The sequence below is a fragment of the Sphingobacterium sp. BN32 genome (genome assembly GCF_030503615.1).
In the GTDB taxonomy this organism is placed as follows: domain Bacteria; phylum Bacteroidota; class Bacteroidia; order Sphingobacteriales; family Sphingobacteriaceae; genus Sphingobacterium.
Window position 1 is genome coordinate 2,694,580 of sequence record NZ_CP129963.1, and the last position, 16,977, is coordinate 2,711,556.

The 16,977-nt window shown below is 41.5% G+C and carries 17 protein-coding genes; 8 read left to right on the forward strand and 9 right to left on the reverse strand.

Going from position 1 to position 16,977, the window contains the following annotated elements:
* The first annotated feature begins 23 nt into the window (after nt 1-23).
* Nucleotides 24-485 carry an NUDIX domain-containing protein gene (locus QYC40_RS11380; RefSeq protein ID WP_301990364.1) on the forward strand — a complete coding sequence of 154 codons (462 nt, stop codon included), beginning with the start codon at nt 24-26 and terminating at the stop codon, nt 483-485.
* A gap of 236 nt (nt 486-721) precedes the next feature.
* On the opposite strand, the gene QYC40_RS11385 is transcribed toward QYC40_RS11380, so the two are convergent.
* The 7 genes from QYC40_RS11385 to dnaB form a co-directional block, all read right to left on the reverse strand.
* Nucleotides 722-853: a hypothetical protein gene (locus QYC40_RS11385; RefSeq protein WP_301990365.1), complete on the reverse strand. Its 132-nt coding sequence runs from the start codon at nt 851-853 to the stop codon at nt 722-724.
* A gap of 52 nt (nt 854-905) precedes the next feature.
* The gene (gene rlmH / locus QYC40_RS11390) at nt 906-1,379 is read right to left on the reverse strand and encodes a 23S rRNA (pseudouridine(1915)-N(3))-methyltransferase RlmH (RefSeq protein WP_301990366.1); all 474 of its coding nucleotides are present in this window, start codon (nt 1,377-1,379) and stop codon (nt 906-908) included.
* A gap of 254 nt (nt 1,380-1,633) precedes the next feature.
* Nucleotides 1,634-2,272, reverse strand: coding sequence for a YceI family protein (locus tag QYC40_RS11395; RefSeq protein ID WP_301990367.1), 639 nt, complete (start codon nt 2,270-2,272; stop codon nt 1,634-1,636).
* 97 nt (nt 2,273-2,369) lie between these two features.
* A complete protein-coding gene (gene murA / locus QYC40_RS11400) occupies nt 2,370-3,695 on the reverse strand; it encodes a UDP-N-acetylglucosamine 1-carboxyvinyltransferase (RefSeq protein ID WP_301990368.1) in 1,326 nt (441 codons plus the stop codon).
* 78 nt (nt 3,696-3,773) lie between these two features.
* Entirely contained in the window at nt 3,774-4,499 is a 726-nt protein-coding gene (locus QYC40_RS11405) for a DUF4290 domain-containing protein (protein WP_301990369.1), read from the reverse strand.
* Between the two features lie 57 nt (nt 4,500-4,556).
* Nucleotides 4,557-6,839, reverse strand: a complete 2,283-nt coding sequence (locus tag QYC40_RS11410; RefSeq protein ID WP_301990370.1) for an ATP-dependent helicase — start codon at nt 6,837-6,839, stop codon at nt 4,557-4,559.
* A gap of 356 nt (nt 6,840-7,195) precedes the next feature.
* Complete coding sequence (gene dnaB, locus QYC40_RS11415; protein ID WP_301990371.1) at nt 7,196-8,791, reverse strand: replicative DNA helicase; 1,596 nt, start codon at nt 8,789-8,791, stop codon at nt 7,196-7,198.
* Between the two features lie 395 nt (nt 8,792-9,186).
* Between dnaB and ubiE the strand changes: the two genes are divergently transcribed.
* The 4 genes from ubiE to QYC40_RS11435 are packed head-to-tail and all read left to right on the forward strand — an operon-like array spanning nt 9,187 to nt 11,635.
* A complete protein-coding gene (gene ubiE, locus QYC40_RS11420) occupies nt 9,187-9,924 on the forward strand; it encodes a bifunctional demethylmenaquinone methyltransferase/2-methoxy-6-polyprenyl-1,4-benzoquinol methylase UbiE (RefSeq protein WP_301990372.1) in 738 nt (245 codons plus the stop codon).
* A 30-nt stretch (nt 9,925-9,954) separates the two neighbouring features.
* On the forward strand, nt 9,955-10,725 hold the full coding sequence (locus tag QYC40_RS11425) for an SDR family NAD(P)-dependent oxidoreductase (protein WP_301990373.1): 771 nt from the start codon (nt 9,955-9,957) through the stop codon (nt 10,723-10,725).
* 1 nt (nt 10,726) lies between these two features.
* The gene (locus QYC40_RS11430) at nt 10,727-11,176 is read left to right on the forward strand and encodes a GatB/YqeY domain-containing protein (protein ID WP_301990374.1); all 450 of its coding nucleotides are present in this window, start codon (nt 10,727-10,729) and stop codon (nt 11,174-11,176) included.
* 15 nt (nt 11,177-11,191) lie between these two features.
* Nucleotides 11,192-11,635, forward strand: coding sequence for a GNAT family N-acetyltransferase (locus QYC40_RS11435; protein ID WP_301990375.1), 444 nt, complete (start codon nt 11,192-11,194; stop codon nt 11,633-11,635).
* Between the two features lie 571 nt (nt 11,636-12,206).
* Here the strand turns inward: QYC40_RS11435 and QYC40_RS11440 are convergent.
* Both QYC40_RS11440 and QYC40_RS11445 read right to left on the reverse strand, forming a co-directional pair.
* Nucleotides 12,207-13,172: a GNAT family N-acetyltransferase gene (locus tag QYC40_RS11440; RefSeq protein WP_301990376.1), complete on the reverse strand. Its 966-nt coding sequence runs from the start codon at nt 13,170-13,172 to the stop codon at nt 12,207-12,209.
* 3 nt (nt 13,173-13,175) lie between these two features.
* Nucleotides 13,176-14,009, reverse strand: coding sequence for a 1-acyl-sn-glycerol-3-phosphate acyltransferase (locus QYC40_RS11445; protein WP_149526787.1), 834 nt, complete (start codon nt 14,007-14,009; stop codon nt 13,176-13,178).
* Nucleotides 14,010-14,180: 171 nt separating this feature from the next.
* Between QYC40_RS11445 and QYC40_RS11450 the strand changes: the two genes are divergently transcribed.
* The 3 genes from QYC40_RS11450 to QYC40_RS11460 all read left to right on the forward strand — a co-directional run bounded on the left by QYC40_RS11450 (nt 14,181) and on the right by QYC40_RS11460 (nt 16,864).
* A complete protein-coding gene (locus QYC40_RS11450) occupies nt 14,181-14,843 on the forward strand; it encodes a CBS domain-containing protein (protein ID WP_301990377.1) in 663 nt (220 codons plus the stop codon).
* 48 nt (nt 14,844-14,891) lie between these two features.
* On the forward strand, nt 14,892-15,785 hold the full coding sequence (locus tag QYC40_RS11455; RefSeq protein ID WP_312137711.1) for an NAD kinase: 894 nt from the start codon (nt 14,892-14,894) through the stop codon (nt 15,783-15,785).
* A 341-nt stretch (nt 15,786-16,126) separates the two neighbouring features.
* Entirely contained in the window at nt 16,127-16,864 is a 738-nt protein-coding gene (locus QYC40_RS11460) for an isoprenyl transferase (RefSeq protein WP_301990378.1), read from the forward strand.
* The last annotated feature ends 113 nt before the right edge of the window (nt 16,865-16,977 follow it).

A 16,977-nucleotide genomic window follows, 5' to 3' on the forward strand; every position in this document is an offset into this window, starting at 1 on the left:
TTTAAGATCATATTTATTTAAGGATGTATTTATTTAATGTAAGGGTTTACGGGATTCTAGTCAATGAGCATGGTGAAGTTCTGATAAGTGACGAGCGAACGGAAAACGTTTCATTTACGAAGTTTCCGGGTGGCGGATTGGAGTATGGCGAAGGGCTTTTGGATGCGTTGAAGAGAGAGTATATGGAAGAAACCGGCCTTGAAATCGAGGTGGTAAAACACATCTACACGACGGATTTTTGGGAAAAATCGAGTTTTAATGATAGTCAAATTATTTCCATTTATTATCAAGTACATCCTATTAATAAAGTTGAATTAAATATTAAGACAAAAATATTCGATTTTACCGAAAAAAGCGTAGAAGGAAAGCTACAATCTTTTAGATTGATGCCGGTCGAAAAACTGCGTCAAAATGACTTAACCTTTAAAACTGACCAAGTTGCGTGGGTTGAATTTTTAAAAACTCTTGACAAAATTCAATTATAATATAAATGTTGCAACTTTTATTTGATTTTATAATAAAAGGTTTTTACTTTTACATTAGGTCAGGGAGATAATTCCTGATCTACGTTTTGAAAACACCTAGTTCTATAGGGTTTTATTAATAGTTAGTGTGATTTTAAGGCGATACTCCCCGTATCGCCTTATTTATTATATCACAATATTCCCCATAAAAAAAGGCAGCTATAAGCCACCTTTTTAATGTCTATGTCGATATGTTCCTAAGTAAATATATAAGCCAACAAGATTACCAGCAAACCACCGATAATGATAATCCATTTGTTCATATCCGTTCCATGCGCCCCTTCTTGACTTTTGTATTTATAATCTCTTTTAAATTTATCTAAATCCATTTTATCCTCCTTCTTTATTATAAGATGCAATTCATATTAAAATTACATAAAATTATTCATGATGATAGGGTTCTCCACGCATAATCGTATGCGCTCTATACAATTGTTCCACGAAAAACAACCTCACCATCTGATGAGAGAAGGTCATCTTCGATAAGGATAGCTTGGTATTCGCCCGATCGTAAACCTGTTGATCAAAGCCGTAGGGCCCTCCAATCACCAACACGATATGCCCGACGCTCGCTAGCATTTGCTTCTCTAGAAAGCCGGAAAACTCGATGGAACTGTACATCTTCCCGCGCTCATCTAATAACATAACGTAATCTTGGTTGGAAATATTTTTCAAGATAAGCTGTGCTTCCTTCTCCTTCTGCTGTGCTTCGCTCAGGTTCTTCGCGTTTTTGATATCAGGAATTACTATTATCTGGAAGTTGCAATAATGCTTCAGGCGCTTGGTATAGATTTCTATCCCCTGCTCGATATATTTATCATCTGTCTTTCCGATACAAATCAGGCTTATCTTCATTCCGCAAAATTACACATTTACCGCGCTATGAGAACAGCCGTTGCAGAAAACTTTATTATTCCTGTAGGAACAGTAGCAGCAATAAAAAAACCATAAGGCTGATGGAAACTTTTATATTTTTATTGAAACGATAATAAGGATGGAAGCTATCGAAGGCTTTGAGACCTGCCCCATTAAAAGAAAAACAGACAGTTTTAGAAATAAAAAAAGCCTCCGATCATTGACCAGAGGCTTTGAAAAACTAAAATAGAATATTATTTCTTAGCTACTAAAGTAATGTCAAAATTTACTTCTTTAGAGATTAAGTCGTCAGATTTACCTTCGTAACTTACTCCCCAGTCGCCTCTTGCGATGTTGAAGTTAGCCGTAGCTTTAACCGCAGCATCTGTAGCTTCAACAACTTTCGCATCGAAAGTGATGTTTTTGCTGATACCCTTGATCGTCAAGTTACCAGATACGATTAAATCAGCAGCAGTTGCTCCAGGTTTAACTTCAGTAATAACAAAAGAAGCTTCAGGATGAGTTGCTACAGCGAAGAAATCATCAGCTTTTAAGTGGCCATCTAATTTCTCTTTGTATTCACCTTCTAAATCAGTTGCACTGATTGTGTTCATATCTAAAACAAAGTTACCACCTGTAACTGTTCCATTTTCTACATTGATTGAGCCAGATTTAACATCAACAGTACCAGTATGTTTGCCAGATACTTTTGTACCAGTCCAAACTACTTTTGACGCTGCAGCATCTACTGTATAAGCTTCGCCAACTACGGCGATTGAATCTGTAGTTGCTACAACTGAATCGGTTGTTTCTGCTTTCTTACCTTCTGGATTTCCAGCACATGACGCAAGAACTAAACCTGCGATCGCTGAAAGTAATGTGATTTTCTTCATTTTATTTGTTTAAACATTGAAATTTGACACAAAAATAATGTGTTGCTATATCTTTCCAAATAAACTACGGGAATTTAACAATATACAGACAATTAGTCTAGTGACCTAAAGGCTGTGCATCAATACGTCGGATGTCAGCTCCTAGCGCTTTCAAACGCTCTTCAATATGCTGATAACCACGCTCGATCTGCTCAATATTGTAGATAACCGACTTCCCTTGTGCTGATAAGGCAGCAATCAACAAGGAAACTCCCGCACGGATATCCGGCGATGTCATCTCAATACCACGTAAATGTTGCTGTTTGTTTAAACCAATGACAGTAGCTCTGTGTGGATCGCAAAGTATGATTTGAGCACCCATATCAATCAACTTATCAACGAAGAATAAACGGCTCTCGAACATCTTCTGATGAATCAACACATTTCCTTTTGCTTGAATAGCAGTAACCAATACAATGCTTAATAAGTCTGGTGTAAAACCAGGCCATGGTGCATCCGAAATGGTTAGGATAGAGCCATCAATGAAGGTATCAATTTCATAGCTATCTTGCGCAGGAATAAAGATATCATCGCCACGCAATTCAAACTTAATACCCAAACGAGAAAATACGGTAGGGATGATTCCAAGCTCGTTAAAGCATACATTCTTAATTGTAATTTCCGATCCCGTCATTGCTGCCAATCCGATGAATGAACCAATTTCAATCATATCAGGTAGCATGCGATGTTCTGTACCGCCTAATTTCTCAACGCCTTCAATCGTTAATAGGTTAGAACCAATACCGGAGATCTTAGCACCCATACGGTTCAACATCTTGCACAACTGCTGCAAGTAAGGCTCGCAGGCAGCATTGTAGATAGTTGTTGTACCTTTCGCCAATACTGCAGCCATCACGATGTTTGCAGTACCTGTCACAGAGGCTTCATCTAATAAAATATATGTTCCTTTTAATTCTGTGGCATCTACATTGAAGAAATGCTTTTCAGCGTCATAAACGAATTTCGCACCTAACTTCTCAAAGCCCAAAAAGTGAGTATCTAAACGACGGCGACCGATTTTGTCACCTCCTGGTTTAGGGATTGCTGCTTTACCAAAACGAGCTAACAAAGGCCCCACGATCATAATAGAACCGCGCAAGCTACCACCTTTACGTTTAAACTCTTCCGATTGGAAATAATCGATATTGATGTCACTAGCTTCGAACTCGTATGTATCCTCACTAACACGATTTACTTTTACGCCCAAGGCGATCAGCAAATCGATTAATTTATTTACATCCTTAATATCTGGAATATTACTGATGGTCATCTTTTCCGCTGTCAATAATACTGCAGAGATAATCTGAAGCGCTTCGTTTTTAGCGCCTTGAGGTACAATCTCACCTTTTAATGGCTTTCCACCACGGATTTCAAATGCGTTCATAGTATAGTCTTACAAAAACAAAAAAGCAATCGTCATTTATATTCTAACCATTGCTTTTCTCTGTTTATGAATGTTGTTTTATTTTTTACGTTTAATATTCTGCTTGTTGTTGTTATTGTTGTTGAAGGTTCTTCCGCCTTTATTATTGTTGTCATTGCGTTGGAAAGAGCCCTTTCCTTTGGAATGCGAACCTTGATTATTATTACTTCGATTATCACTTCCTGTCTTAACACGACTTCCCGGAGGCGGCGTTTTGAAATCTAATTTCGTCAACACAGTATCCGCAGGTAAAGCTAATTCGCCTTGCGATAAGGTTTTCAAGTCTTCAAGAATCTGATCATCCGACACAGAATCCTTATTCCATGTCAAATAAGCCATCTTCATGAAATTCGCAATACCGATAGTCATTTTCACGCGCGCTTCCTCATTTGGAAGAGCCTTCGCTTTCTTAATCATTTCCTCAACCGTATGTCCGTAATGCTTAAAACGGATCGGATGATTGGGATACTGAAGCGCTTGTGGCTTGTGATGAATTTCTTCTTTCTTCGGAATTGGATATGGAGAGTCCACGTCGATCTTAAAGTCCGATATAATATAAAGGTGATCCCAAAGTTTATGTTTAAAGTCAGAGACGTCGCGAAGATGTGGGTTTAGTACTCCCATCATGTCTATAACGACTTGTGCTAGGCGGTTTCTTTCTTCACGATCTGATAGGGTGCAGATATAATCCACCATATTTTGTACGTTTCTACCATATTCAGCTAGGATCAGCTTAGGTCTTGTACTGTTATAATCAAAAATCATATGTTATTTTGTTGACCCCTCAGCTGGAGTCTTTTTATTTTGAATGTAATATACGAATTATTCTAATATTCTAAGTTTCGCAAATTTAAGCAACAATTGCTTCTGTCCCAACTCCTTGAAGAAAATCGTTGCTTTTATGTCCGGTTTATTGCCTTCTAAATTGATGACTTTACCAAATCCGAAACGTTCATGTTCCACTTCCATTCCAACTTGCAACCCGGAGGTATCCGAAGGCGCAAAACCTGCTGTCGGCACGTGTGCTTTCGGCAAAATAGACGTCGTTTTCACCACCTTTGGCTTTGGCTTCGAGAACACATCACCCGATGATTCTTTACGCTGCCAAGTAACACGCTCCGAACTAAAGTCCTCAGAACCTCCTCCAGAGTTCAATCTAGGTTTGAAATCCAGATCCAAACATGCCGGATTCAACTCATCTAAGAAACGACTTGGTTCGCAATTGTTCAATGTTCCCCAGCGATAGCGTGATGTTGCATAGGATAAGAATAACTTCTTTTCTGCACGCGTCACGGCTACATAAAACAAACGTCGCTCCTCTTCCAGTTCCGTACGCGAATTCAAGGAAAGCTGCGATGGGAAAAGGTTTTCTTCCAAACCGACGATGAATACCACCGGAAATTCCAGTCCTTTAGACGAGTGAATCGTCATTAAGGAAACCGTATCCGCATTCGGATCCTTATCATTATCATCATTGGTCAACAGCGCGATATCCTGCATAAAGATATCCAATCCCTTCTCCTCTAAATCTTCACGCTCGGAGAATTCCTTAATACCGTTCAAGAGCTCTTGAATATTCTCATAACGGCTTAAGCCTTCAACAGATTTATCTTCATATAACTCTTTCAGGATCCCGGAATGTTGCGCAATATGCATCGCTGTATCAAATGCCGAGTTTGTTTTTGCTAAAGCCTGAAAGCTTTGGATCATCGTCCCGAAGTTTCCTACAGAACCAGCACTACGTCCATCCAGGAACATCTGCGCATTGGCTACCACATCCCATAGACGTATCTGCTGCTGATCCGCAACGACCATGATACGCTCAACCGTCGTATCCCCGATTCCTCTTCGCGGGTAATTGATCACACGCTTCAACGCCTCTTCATCGTTCGGGTTAAACGTCAAACGGAAATAAGCAATTAAATCTTTGATCTCTTTACGTTGGTAGAACGAAGTACCACCATATAGCTTGTAAGGAATTCCTAATTTACGCAGAGCCTCCTCCAAGGAACGAGACTGCGCATTCGTGCGATATAAAATCGAGAAATCCTTATACTTTAACCCTTTCAGCGACTTTTCCTGCGATATGCCCTCAGCAACAATCTTTCCCTCCTCATTATCCGAAAAAGCACGGGTAACTTTTATCTTCTCACCTTCCTCGTTATCCGAGAAGACGTTCTTTTCTAACTGATTCTTATTATTTGCGATAATACTGTTCGCAGCATTCACGATCATCTTCGTCGAGCGGTAATTCTGCTCCAACTTAAAGACCTTCACATCCGGATAATCCTTCTGAAAGTTCAAGATGTTCTGAATATTAGCACCCCGGAAAGCGTAGATACTTTGCGCATCATCCCCCACCACACAGATATTCTCGTTCACCGCAGCTAATCGTTTAACGATCAAGTACTGCGAGAAGTTGGTATCCTGATACTCATCCACCATCAAGTATCTGAACTGATGCTGATACTTATGCAGCACCTCCGGATACTTGTTCAACAGCACATTTGTTTTGAACAATAAATCGTCAAAGTCCATAGCTCCCGCGCGGTAACAACGTTGTGCATAGGTCAAATAGATTTCACCCATCTGAGGCCTACCGTTTGAAATATCCTCCGCCTTGATCGCTTCGTTTTTGTTGTATTCCTGAGGCGAGATCAAGTTGTTCTTCGCCGATGAAATACGACCATACACATGGTTAACATTGTAGAGTTTATCGTCCAGATTCATCTCCTTAAGGATCGAACGTAACAGGCTCTTCGTATCATCCGTATCGTAGATGGTAAAATTACGGGGATAACCAATCAGCTCCGCTTCCACCCGCAAAATACGAGCGAACACCGAGTGGAAAGTTCCCATCCAAATATTCTTCGCTTCCGACCCAACGACCTTCATGATACGCTCGCGCATCTCCTTGGCAGCCTTGTTGGTAAAGGTAAGCACCAATATATTAAAAGGGTCCACACCCTTTTGAATAAGGTGTGCAACTCGATATGTAATTACGCGTGTTTTCCCTGATCCGGCACCAGCAACAATCATCACTGGTCCTTCTGTTTGTTCTACGGCAGCCCGCTGCGAGGGATTTAATCCTGCTAAAAAATCCAAAATTGTCTCCTAATTTTAACTTATGTATAGCCTCTACTAAGGGGGAATCAAAAATAAGAAAAAAAACTCAGAAATAGTACTTAGTACTTAGTAGTTAGTAGTTAGTAGTTAGTAGTTAGACCCAGGAAGGGAAGGATGCAAGGATTAACAGGATCCTGCTCATCCTTGCATCCTTCCTTTCCTGGTTCAAGACAACACGTCCGATCCTGTCAATCCTTTTTTTATGGTTCAGACAACAGACATCAGACATTAGATATCAGACCCGTTCCTGTCAATCCTTTCAACTCTCCCTCAAAACAAAAAAAACCTGCATTGCTGCAGGTCTAATGTCTTATATCTAACGTCTAATATCTAAATTAAAACGGCGCATCATCCGGCATATCGTTCATTCTGGAAGGCATGGTTATTCCTCCGCCGAAGCTATCAAAGCTGTTGGATGGTGCCATGGCGGACCCAAACCCGCTAGGCAGGTCTGAGAAGCTTCCCGAGTCGCCACCCATTCCGGCGAAGTCATCTTCAAGATCGACGAACTTCACATATTTACCAACGAATTTCAACGGTACAATACCGGTTTCACCGTTACGGTGTTTGGCAATGATTACCTCACCGACACCAGCGGTAGGACGACCCTCCTCGTCTTCCGTAATACCATAGTATTCCGGACGGTAAAGGAACAGCACCATATCCGCATCCTGCTCAATAGATCCCGACTCACGTAAGTCGGATAGCATTGGACGTTTCGAGTTACCCGGACGCGACTCTACCGCACGACTTAACTGCGATAAGGCCAATACCGGAATATTTAACTCTTTCGCTACGGACTTTAATGCACGCGAGATACTACCGATCTCTTGCTCACGGTTACCGCCGCCTTTGCCCTCGCTCTTACCATGCATCAACTGCAAGTAATCGACGATGACCATCTGTATATCATACTGCGCTTTCAAACGACGACATTTCGCACGGAACTCAAAAACGTTCAATGCTGGCGTATCATCAATAATCAATGGCGCTTCTGTCAATCGGCCGATTCTAGAGTGCAATTGCTGCCACTCATGATCCGCCAGATTACCTTTCTTCAATTTCTCCTGTTCAATTTCTGTTTCACCAGCAATCAAACGATTCACCAACTGTACCGAGGACATCTCTAGCGAGAATACCGCCACAGGACGCGAGTGGTCTACCGCAGCATTACGCGCTACTGATAATACGAATGCCGTTTTACCCATCGCCGGACGTGCCGCAATAATCACTAAATCCGAAGGCTGCCATCCCGAAGTCATTCGGTCTAGGGCTGTCAATCCGGAAGGAATACCCGTTAAACCATCGGTACGATCGCGCAACAATTCCAGGGAAGAAATTGCCTCACGCATGATATCATCCATCTTCCGCGAGTCGCGACGTAAGTTATTTTGCGCAATATCAAATAAGGACTTCTCTGCATGATCTAATAAATCGAAGATATCGCTCGTCTCATCATACGAAGAGTTGATAATCTCTGTAGAAACCTTAATCAGCTCCCTTTGTATGTATTTCTGAGAAATAATACGCGCGTGGAATTCTATATTCGCTGCCGAAACGACTCTATCCGTCAACTGCGTAATGTAGTAAGCACCGCCAACCATTTCTAAGGCACCCATTTGTCTCAATTCCGCAACAACCGTTAAAATATCGATTGGCGAAGTCTTTTGAAACAGGTTATAGATTGCCTGGAAAATCTTCTGATGCGACTCCTTATAAAACGAGTCCGGCTTCAAGATATCAATGACCTCACTAAGCGCATTTTTCTCCAACATAAGCGCGCCCAGTACCGCTTCTTCCAAGTCAACAGCTTGAGGAGGCAGCTTACCCAAACCACTCACTAAGTTGTTCAGGCTAGTACGCTTTTTGTTAAAGTTTGCACGGCTAGCTTGGCTAGACATATTGTTCGAATTTTCGTTTTCTACGGACATATCAAATTTAATTTTACGGCTCGATGTTTCCTGACGGGGTAACAAATGTAAGAAAAATAAAACAGCCCCCTCCCACAAGTTTTAAACAGTCAAAATAGGTGCTCCAACAATCATGCTACTGATTTGAAAACTAAGCCCCTAGTATTCCACATCTGATGTGGACAACATGTTAATTTACGAAAAATCAAGCTCATTATCAACTAATTAAAGAAATGTGGATAACCCATAGCGATGTTAATAAGGTTTAGCGCTTCGTGACAGAAGTCACTATTTTGAACCCGTTTTACACTTCAAATTCAAACTCAAGGAGTTAGCCTTTTTGAGGTCTTCTTTCTCTTTAAACTTGTGCTGCAGAAAAATGAAATTTCTGTATACTTTGTTGTATCTTTGCACCTATGTCAAACGATGCTTCTACTGTAAAACCTTATAACCCAGAGGGCGGCAAAAAGGAACAAGTTGCCGATATGTTCAACAACATTTCGAAGACTTACGACCTCTTGAACCGCTTCATGACGATGGGTATCGATACGATTTGGCGCAAAAAAGCCATCAAGCTTTTAAAGCCTCTTCAACCCCAAATGATTCTTGACGTAGCGACGGGCACGGGCGACTTCGCATTGGAGTCTATCCGCATCCTCAACCCAAAGAAAATAATCGGTGTCGATATCTCTCAGGGCATGTTAGACGTTGCAGCAGAGAAAGCAAAGAAAAAGGGCGTAGAAAGCCAATTCGAAGTACGCTTAGGCGACTCCGAGAGCCTACCGTTTGAAGACAATACCTTTGATGCCGTTACGGTAGCCTTTGGTGTGCGCAACTTTGAAAACCTAGAACAAGGACTTTCTGACATCCGCCGAGTTTTAAAACCAGGCGGTAAAGCCATCATATTGGAATTATCGAACCCAACAGCATTTCCGATTAAGCAATTGTTCAACTTTTACTTCCATAAAGTTGTTCCAGCAATGGGAAAGGTAATCTCGAAAGACAACCGTGCCTATGAATACCTTCCGGAATCGGTAGCGAAGTTCCCCGATGGGCAACGCTTTGCTGCCATCACCGATAAAGTAGGTTTTGCATCTTGCAAGGTTCGTCCGCAGACCTTCGGCTTCTGCACCATCTATGAATGTAATAAATAGCTAAACGCTCAAAATATATAAACAAGGCCAATGAGAACAGTATTAATCACAGGGGCCAGCTCCGGAATTGGTGCAGCATGTGCTTTAGAGTTGGCAAAAGACACGAATTATCGCCTACTATTATGTGCGCGCCGTGTCGATCGCCTGGAGGAATTAACTTCCAAAATCAAACAGATCAATCCTTCTTGCGAGGTTCATACCTTTAAACTCGATGTTCGCAATGCCGACGAGGTAGAAACGACCCTGTCGAATATCCCTGCGGAATGGAAAAACATAGACGTTTTAATCAACAATGCAGGCCTTAGTCAAGGATTAGACCCTATTCAAACTGGGGATATCGGCGATTGGGACCGCATGATCGATACCAACGTCAAAGGGCTGCTCTACGTCACGCGCAATGTCGTGCCGATGATGGAAGGCAGCAAACAGGCACATATCATCAATCTGGGCTCTATTGCCGGCAAGGAAGTATATCCCAACGGAAATGTCTACTGCGCGACAAAACATGCCGTTGATGCGTTGAATAAAGCGATGCGCATCGACTTACTTTCGAAGGGGATCAAAGTGACGGCAATCAATCCCGGCATGGTGGAAACGGAATTCTCCGAAGTTCGATTCCATGGCGATGCTGACCGTGCGAAAGCCGTTTACGAAGGGGTAACTCCGTTGAGCGGACAGGACATTGCAGAGATTATTGTCTTTGCTTTAAACCGACCGGCGCATGTTAACATCAATGATTTATTGGTGATGCCTACCGTACAAGCAACAGGAACTATTGTAAACAGATCAAATTCAAAATAATATGTCATTAGAAACACAGATCAATCAAGATATTAAAGCGGCAATGATCGCTAAAGACAATGCAAGACTTAGAGGTTTACGAGCTATTAAGGCGGCGATTTTATTGGCAAAAACTGAAAAAGGCGGTGCTGATGAGATGAGCGAAGAAACTGAAATCAAAGTATTGCAAAAGTTAGTGAAACAACGCAAGGAGTCTGCAGAGATTTATCAGCAACAGAACCGCGAAGATTTATACCAGATTGAAGTAGAAGAGCAAGAGGTAATCGAAAGCTACCTACCGAAGCAATTAGACCGCGCGGCAATCGAAGAGGTTATCAAAGGAATCATCGCTGAAACAGGTGCTGCTTCCATTAAAGATATGGGTAAAGTAATGGGCTTAGCCAACCAAAAGCTAGCCGGACAGGCAGACGGTCGTACGATCTCTGAGGTGGTGAAATCATTGCTTAGCTAAAGAAAATTATCATCGATGAATTGGGTAATCAAATCATTTGACGACTTAAGCGCGAAAGAACTCTACCGAATTCTACAGGTCAGGATAGATGTATTTATGCTCGAGCAAAACTGCCTCTATCCTGAATGTGATGATAAAGATCTCAAATCAAAACACTTGTTCCTCATGGAACAAGACCAGTGCGCCGCCTATGCGCGCCTTCTACCTCCCGATGTATCCTACCCCAACTGCAGCTCCATCGGCCGCGTAGTGGTACATCCCAACTTCCGAAAAAAACAACTCGGACAACAACTGATGAAAGAAGCAATTCAATATCAGAAAAACGCATACCCTAACCACGTCATCCGCATCAGCGCACAACTGTACCTGCAAGCATTCTATGAAAACCTCGGCTTCGTCAGAGAAAGCGACGTGTACCTGGAAGATGATATCCCGCATGTGGAAATGGCGTTGTATTAGATATTAGATTATAGACATTAGATGTCAGACCTGCAGCAATGCAGTTTTTTTTGAACCGTTAGTATTGATATTTGTTTGAACTAAGAAAAAAAGGAAAATTTGTCTTGAACCAGTAAAGAAAGGATATAAGGAATAGGTGGATCCGGTCAATATTCTAATCCTTTTATTCCTGGCTCAAAGACAGCACATATCATACCCTCACATCGCCCGATCCTGCCAATGCTTAAATCCTTCCTTTCCTGGTTCAGATACAACACAAATCCTGTCAATCCTAACATCCTTTTTTACTGATCCAGAACAAAAACCCCGCATTGCTGCAGGTCTAATATCTAATGTCTGACATCTAGTATCTAACGCTACTAAATACTACCCGAATCAAAGCCCAATCAAACCCGCTGCGAAGCGGGTTTGATTGGGCTTTGATTCGGGTTATCATTGGGTTTGAAAGGGCTTTAAGCAGAAGCAGGTCTATACATGGTAGGTTCTAGGTATGCCTTGGAGGGGCACAAAAAAATTAGCGCAATGATTTTCATCATTGCGCTATTCTTTAGCTCGTTTTATGGGGCTTTTTTTATTTCCCTTCTATTTTGCGGCTTCCATATTCGCGGTCGCGCGCGAAGGTACTCATGTGTCTTTCTTTTTTTGCCGGGTAGATATCATCGAGGATAATCATGATTCCGGTTTCTTCTACCTCGCCGAATTCGTTGTTTCGGGCCGTGCCGAATACGCGCATCGTTGGCGACAGGTTCATATAGGTATTGATCAATGGAGGGATGTTCTCTCCAAGTTCTCTAACTTTGGTATTCAACACTTTATAACCAGCTTTATAGTCTAAGCCGTCGAAGATGCCTTCGTGTTTAGAGATATCTGTTTTGTAGCCTAGGTAGAGCTCGTCTACAGGTTTTACCAAGTTGTCCTTATCGGGGAAGTAGTAGTTCATGAAGTAGATCAACAAATCACGTGCTTCCTCATTATACTGCGGATACATCGTTACTTTACCGAAAAGGTATTTCACATCGGGGTTCATCAATACGACTGCACCTAATCCGTCCCATAAGTTGTCAAGGGAAAAAATCCCCTTACGGTTATCGATGGCAGGCTGATATTTAGGTTGCACCCAAGAGCGCCCTAATTCTAAGGTATAAGGCAAGTAATCTTTTATAAATTTATCCGAGAATTCGAAGTAATGAGCTGTTGACAAATGGAACTCGCCCGATTTATCGATCGCATCAGCACATTTGATTACGCGGTAACCTGCAATTATCTCCTCATCATCGGGGTTCCATGCGATCAATTGATCATAGTTATGTTCGCAGGTATCATTTTCATCAATATCCAAAGGTAATCCTGTACCACCTCCGGCACCTCTAAAGGTTATCTCACGCAATCGTCCGATCTCACGCATAATATTGGGTGAGTTATGGTAATTGACTAGGTAAACCTCATTATTCCCATTGTTAGTATAGCGCACGAAAGCCTCCTTAGTTAACTCAGCTTTAATCAATGCTCTATCTACTGGTTCAATTATTTCTTGCATAAATTATTTTTTACCTCCGGACATGGCATACACGGTCTCTTTGACTTCCGCTGCCCATTGGCGTTCGTTTTTACTGTTATCAAATTGCGAATAAGGAATTCGCTTGCCTATCTTAATGGTGATGTCTTTACCGCGTTGCGAGAATAGCTCGTCAGGTAAATATAACATTTCAATATTAGCTTTTAATCCTACTTTATTCCTAAATCGAGCCAAATTGTAGAAAAAGTTAGAATTTCTTCCATCAATATAGACAGGTACGATGTCTTTTTTATATTTTTTAGCTTTCGAGATGAAGCTTTTCTTCCATTCTAAATCGACTATTTTCCCGTTTATCTTCCTGGAAACTAAGCCCGCTGGAAAAACTAAGAGTGCATGGTCGGATGCATAGGCATTCTCAATTGCGGCAATACCGGATTTGCTTTGCCCGCCTAATTTATTTACAGGCACGAAGAGAGGTTCCAGGTTTCGCACGTTCATCAGTATATCATTGACCAAAAATTTGACATCTTTTCTATACTTACCGATGGCCTGCATGAAAGCGACACCGTCAAGCCCTCCTAAGGGATGGTTTGAGGCGAAGATCACACTATCTTCTAATGGAATATTCTCTGCACCTTCTAAATGTACTTTAACGTCAAGTTCGTTCAACAAAGAATCTACGAAGTCCAATCCCATATCATCATGATAGGTGGTCATAATGTAGTTTATTTCGTCTTCGTGGATAACACGCTCCAAATAGCTGATTAACGGCTTAGGGATCCATTTGGCTAATGTTGGACTTTTCTTATGTATGACTTCCCTGATTTTAATAAACTTCTCTTTCTCTAGTAAGCCCATATAATAACCCCTCTTTAAAGTAGGGTAAAATTACACAAATAGTTTAAAGTAGCGTAAAACATCTATTTATTTTATCCGAAATTGTATTTTTTGCCTACCTTAGCTTAAAGCGTATTTTAAAGAAGAATTAAACCTTTTGGTCAAAATTCTATTTAATATATAAAACGAAATATGTTCATTGGCGAAATCATAACAACTCTTTATACCGAACTTAGGCCATCCGATACGGTGGAATTCGCCTTAAACAAGGTTAATGAATTGCATTTTCACCAATTACCTGTTGTGAAGGGCAAAGAATACCACGGCCTGTTGACGGAAGAGGATCTCCTTTCGGTTGAAGACGAAAGTGATTTGATTTCGGAAGTTAAAATCACCCTACCTTTCATCTACCTTTACGACTATCAACACATCTACGACGCGCTGCAATATCTGGAAACCTATCAGTATGATATTTTACCCGTTCTGAACAAGCAGAATCAATATGTAGGTGCTGTGACGCAGACGGACTTGTTGCGCGCAATCAACCAGACGATCTCTAACCAGGAGAAAGGTGCGATCATTGTTTTAGAGATGGAAGATCGCGACAATTCCCTAACCCATGTTGCGCATATCATAGAATCGGAAAACACGAAGATATTGAATACAGGGGTTCACGCCATTGAAAACTCTAGCAAGGTAGAATTGACTATAAAGGTGAACAAGAACAACATCTCTTCTGTATTGGCTTCGTTATGGCGACATGATTATGTGGTGAAAGCATCATTCAATGATGGTACCGATCAGAACGATATTCAAGATCGATACAACCTTTTAATGAACTATTTGAACATATAATTTCAGAGAAATTCCCATCTTTGAAAAAAATAAACGATTACTTATAGCATGAAAGAACTGTCAATAGCGGTGTATGGGCGCGAGTTCAATCAATCGGTCATTGGATACGTTGTAGAACTTTTCACCTATTTACGCGAAAGAAATGTTCAGGTTTATATCTACCAAGATTTCCACACTTTCTTAAAGAAGCTGTGCAAAGTAGATTTTAAATTCAAGAAGTTCAAGACACACAAGGACTTACCCAAGGACATCTCTTTTATGCTTAGTTTGGGTGGCGATGGCACCATGCTTTCAGCGGCAACCCTCATTGCTGACTCGGGAATTCCGATTGCCGGTATCAACTTCGGCCGCTTGGGTTTTCTAGCGAACATCTCGAAGAATAAAATAGAAGATGCTTTAGACCAGATTCTGAATAATCAATATACTGTTCAACCGCGTGCTTTGTTACAAGTGGAGAGCTCGGATGGAACCTTAAAAGCAGGACTTTCCAATGCGCTAAATGACATCACGGTGTTCCGCTATGATTCTTCTGCGATGATTACCGTGCATGCTGTTTTGAATGGTGAGTTGTTGAACAGCTATTGGTCCGATGGATTGATCATTGCGACACCGACAGGATCAACTGCCTATTCCTTAAGCTGTGGCGGCCCTATTATTATGCCGGGCAGTGGCAATTTTGTGATTACGCCAGTATCCCCTCATAATCTAAATGTTCGCCCGATCGTTGTTTCCGAAGATATGGAGCTCCGCCTGAACATCGAAAGCCGTACGGAGAAGTATATCGTTAGCTGCGATTCCAAAAGTTATACCCTATCAACCAAGACCAGTCTGCTGATTACAAAAGCGCCGTATCATGTGAACCTGATCCGTCTGAAAGACGATCAGTATTTTGGTATTTTGCGCGAGAAATTGCTTTGGGGCATCGACGTCCGCAACTATTAATTATTAGCTTAACCTGCTTTTAACGTTATTTTAAGTGTTAGGATTGCGGTAAAACCTGTATCTTTACGAAAATTTGTCAGACTTTGAAACCACGAGAGGCTTATACGGCAGCATGTTACAGCACGACTAGCAACTTAGATCGCCCAGCATCTGTTTGGGTTCATGTTGTTTTTGCCCCTTCGCAACCTCATCTTTCAGACAGCAAAACACCGCCCTTTTTATTGCATTCGAATTGCTTTCAGCCTTTTTTTGAAGGGTCTGTGCAATCATCGACAGTATAAAATGGGTAACAGCGATTTCATGCCAACTGTGCGCCGGAATCGTTAAATGTAAATTAACAAATGGACTATAAAGAAAATATAGACAAATCAAACCTACCCAAGCATATCGCCATCATTATGGATGGTAATGGCCGCTGGGCGAAGGAGAAAGGCGAGCTACGCGTATTTGGTCACCGCAATGGCGTCACTGCGGTTCGCGAAGCCTTAGAAGCCGCTGTAGAGATTGGCATTTCCTACCTTACCTTATATGCTTTTTCTACTGAAAACTGGAATAGACCTCAGTTCGAAGTAGATGCTTTAATGGAATTACTGGTTGACTCCTTAAATAAAGAGTTACCTACCTTTCAAAAGAACAATATCCGTGTAAATACGATTGGTCGTATGGCGGACCTACCGTCGCATTGCCAAGTGACCTTGCAAAGTACGGTAGACCAAACGAAAGACAACGATGGTTGCACATTGACCCTAGCCTTAAGTTATGGCTCGCGCCAAGAAATATTAGATGCTACGAAAGCAATTGCAGCCAAAGTACAGTCGGGCGAAATGAGCCTCGACGATATCAACGAGCAAACTTTCGGCGAAAATCTATATACCAAGGCTATTCCCGATCCGGAGATGATGATTAGAACAAGCGGTGAGCAGCGCATCAGCAATTATATGTTGTGGCAGCTTGCCTATACCGAACTCTTCTTTCTACCCATCATGTGGCCCGAATTCTCTAGAGAACACCTATTTGAATGCATCTACTTGTATCAAAATAGAGAAAGAAGATTTGGGAAAACTAGTGAACAATTATAAGAAATCATTACTTTTGCAACATTTTGATTTTGGCGCTGTTAAAGCCCTAATTTCGTAATATTTCTTTTAACAAAAATTAACAAGACTTTGCTGTACTTTAGCAGACATAATAA